Below are 2,833 nucleotides of genomic sequence, written 5' to 3'. Positions count from 1 at the left end.
GGCCGGCGCCGCCGCCCCGGCGTCACCGCACCATCGACTTCGGCGGCGGGTTGAACTTCGCCTTCGGCAGGCCCTTGAGCGCGTCCTTGAGCGTTTCCGCGACCGTGTATTTCGAGATGGTGCCGCGGCTGGTGCCCACGACGTTGTCGGGGTTGTCCGGGTCGGCGACGAAGGCGGCCGCCGCGAGCTGAGGCGTGAACCCGCAGAACCACGCAGTCTTGTTGCCGTCGGTGGTGCCGCTCTTGCCGGCCACCGGCCGTTTCAGCGTCGCGTGCACCATCGGCGAGGTCTCCCAGCCGCCGCAGTCGCCCTTGTCGGCGCCGTACCCGGTCACGCACCGGGCGGCGTCGGTCGCGGCCAGCGCCACGCTGCGCTTCACCGCCTGATGGCAGCGCGGTCGGGCCACGTCGTACCCCTTGTATTGGGCGTTCTTGCCGTCCGGCCCAATGATCGTGCGGACGGGCAGCGGTTCGCAGTAGCGGCCCTCGGCGGCCAGCGTGGCGAAGACGTTGGCCATCTCGACCGGGGTGGCGTCGCTGACCCCGAGCGTGAAGGACCCCCAGCCGTCGCTGCGGTCCGGCGCGGCCATCATCCGATCGATGTCCGTACGCCACTTGAGCCCGAGCTTCTCGGCCATCCGCACCGCCTTCTCCGACCCGATCTTCTGCTCGAGCCAGACGAAGTACGTGTTCACCGACTTGCCGAACCCGCTCCACATGGTCTGCCGGCCGCTCATCGACTTGCTGGAGTTCTTCGGGCACCAGTGGATGCCGCACGCCGACGGGCCGGGCGAGGTGATGTATTTCGACCGGAACACCGGCGGGGCGTCGAACGACGTGGACAGCTTCTTGCCGTCCTCCAGCGCGGCCAGCATCGTGAAGATCTTGAAGGTGGACCCGGCCTGGTACCCGGCCATGTCGCCGCCGCCGAGCAGCGGGTTCACGGTGTTGGGGTAGTTGCCCTTGAGCCCTTCCTTGCGCTTGGCCCGGTCGGTGTGTTTGCCGTTGTCCTCCTGGTCGAGCGAGTACCGCCGGTTCACCGCCATCGCGAGGACCCGGCCGGTGCGCGGCTGGATCAGCACCTCGCCGTGCGCGTACTTGCTCTTGCGCTTCTCCTTGTCCAGCACGTGCTTCATCGCGGCGGCCTGCATCCGCGGGTTGATCGTCGTGGTGATCCGGTAGCCGCCGCGGCGCAGGTTCTCCTCACGCTGCTGCGGGTCGGCGCCGAAGGCCGGCTGCTCGAGCCACCAGTTGCGGAAGTAGTCGCAGAAGAAGCCCCAGTCGTTGTGCTTGTCGGAGACCGACACGCAGTCGTTCGGCGGTGAGCTCAGCCGCAGCTTGATCTTCGACTTCTTCGCGACGGACGACTGCTCGTCGGTGATCACGGCCATCTTGTGCATCTGGTCGATGACGTAGTTGCGCCGTTCGGTGGCGGCCCGCTGGTCGCCGACCGCCGGGTCGAACGCCGAGGGCGCCTTGACCAGCCCGGCCAGCAGCGCGGCCTCGGTCAGGGTCAGCTTCTTGGGCGTCTTGGAGAAGAACACCTGGGCCGCCGCGTAGATCCCGTACGCCCGGTGCCCGAAGTACGCCGAGTTCAGGTATCGCTGCAGGATCTCCTGCTTCGTGACCCGCTTCTCCAGCTCGATCGCGAGCCGCATCTCGCGCAGCTTGCGGGCGGCGGTCTGCTCGGTGGCCTCGATCGCCGCCTTCGGGGTCTTCGCGCCGTCCCGCAGCGCCATCCGGACGTACTGCATGGTCAGTGTCGACGCGCCCTGGGAGACGCCGCCGGCCTGCTGGTTGGCCACGAACGCGCGGGCCACGCCCTTGGCGTCGACGCCGTTGTGCTCGTAGAAGCGGGTGTCCTCGGAGGCCACGATCGCGTTCGTGATGTACGGCGACATGTCGGCCAGCTTGGTGGGTTTGCGGTGCTCCTCGTAGAACGCGGTGAGCAGGGTCTTGCCGTCGGCCGCGTACACGAAGCTGGTCTGCGCCGACGGCACCACCGAGAGCTCGTCCGGCATGCTCTGCAGGGCGTCCGACCCGGCCTTGATCCCGTACCCGGCCACCGCCGCCAGCGGATACGCCAGACCGGCCACCACCACCCCCGCGATGAGGCCCGCGCGGATGAGCGGGGAGATCCGACCGGCGGCGGCGAGGGGGCGCGTCTTCACCCCTCGAAGGTATGACAAAAAGCCTCACATACGGACTAAACAGCCGAAGTGAGGGTGACATCGTGATCCGGCATGCTGATCGGGTGAGCTACGACCTCGGGCACCACGGCGACGCCGAGGTGGGCGGCGATCTGACGGACCTGGCGGTCAACGTGCGGCGGGCGGCGATGCCCGGGTGGCTGGCCGAGCCGATCGCGGCGGCGATCACGCGGCTGGCCGCGTACCCCGATGGGGGCGAAGCGACGGCGGCGGTGGCGCGGCGGCACCGCCGCGATCCGAGCGAGGTGCTGCTCACGGCGGGCGCGGCGCAGGCCTTCGTGCTTCTGGCGCAGGCTTTCCGGGGGGTACGGCGGCCCGTGGTGGTGCACCCGCAGTTCACCGAGCCGGAGCTGGCGCTGCGCAACGCGGGCCACGACGTCGAGCGGGTGATCCTGCCCGAGGCGGACGGCTTCCGGCTGGACGCGCGGCTGGTCCCCGAGGACAGCGACCTGGTGGTCGTGGGCAATCCGACGAACCCGACCTCGGTGCTGCACCCGGCGGCGGAGATCGAGAAGCTCGTCCGCCCGGGCCGGCTGGTGGTGGTCGACGAAGCCTTCGCCGACACGACAAAAAAACAAAGCTCGAAAGAAAAAATCTTAACCGTTCGCGTCAGTCAAGCGCAAA

2 protein-coding genes are annotated in these 2,833 nt (G+C 68.9%); one reads left to right on the top strand and one right to left on the bottom strand.

Annotated features, from left to right (window positions below):
- Window positions 1–22: 22 nt before the first annotated feature.
- Complete coding sequence (locus AB0M20_RS36025) at window positions 23–2,170, bottom strand: transglycosylase domain-containing protein (RefSeq protein ID WP_364305080.1); 2,148 nt, start codon at window positions 2,168–2,170, stop codon at window positions 23–25.
- A gap of 83 nt (window positions 2,171–2,253) precedes the next feature.
- On the opposite strand from AB0M20_RS36025, the gene AB0M20_RS36020 reads away from it, so the two are divergent.
- Window positions 2,254–2,833, top strand: a 580-nt coding sequence (locus AB0M20_RS36020) for an aminotransferase class I/II-fold pyridoxal phosphate-dependent enzyme (RefSeq protein ID WP_364305079.1), incomplete at its 3' end; no start/stop codon positions are given.

This window comes from Actinoplanes sp. NPDC051633, from assembly GCF_040681735.1.
Lineage (GTDB): Bacteria > Actinomycetota > Actinomycetes > Mycobacteriales > Micromonosporaceae > Actinoplanes.
This window is presented reverse-complemented; position numbering and strand designations above follow the sequence as displayed.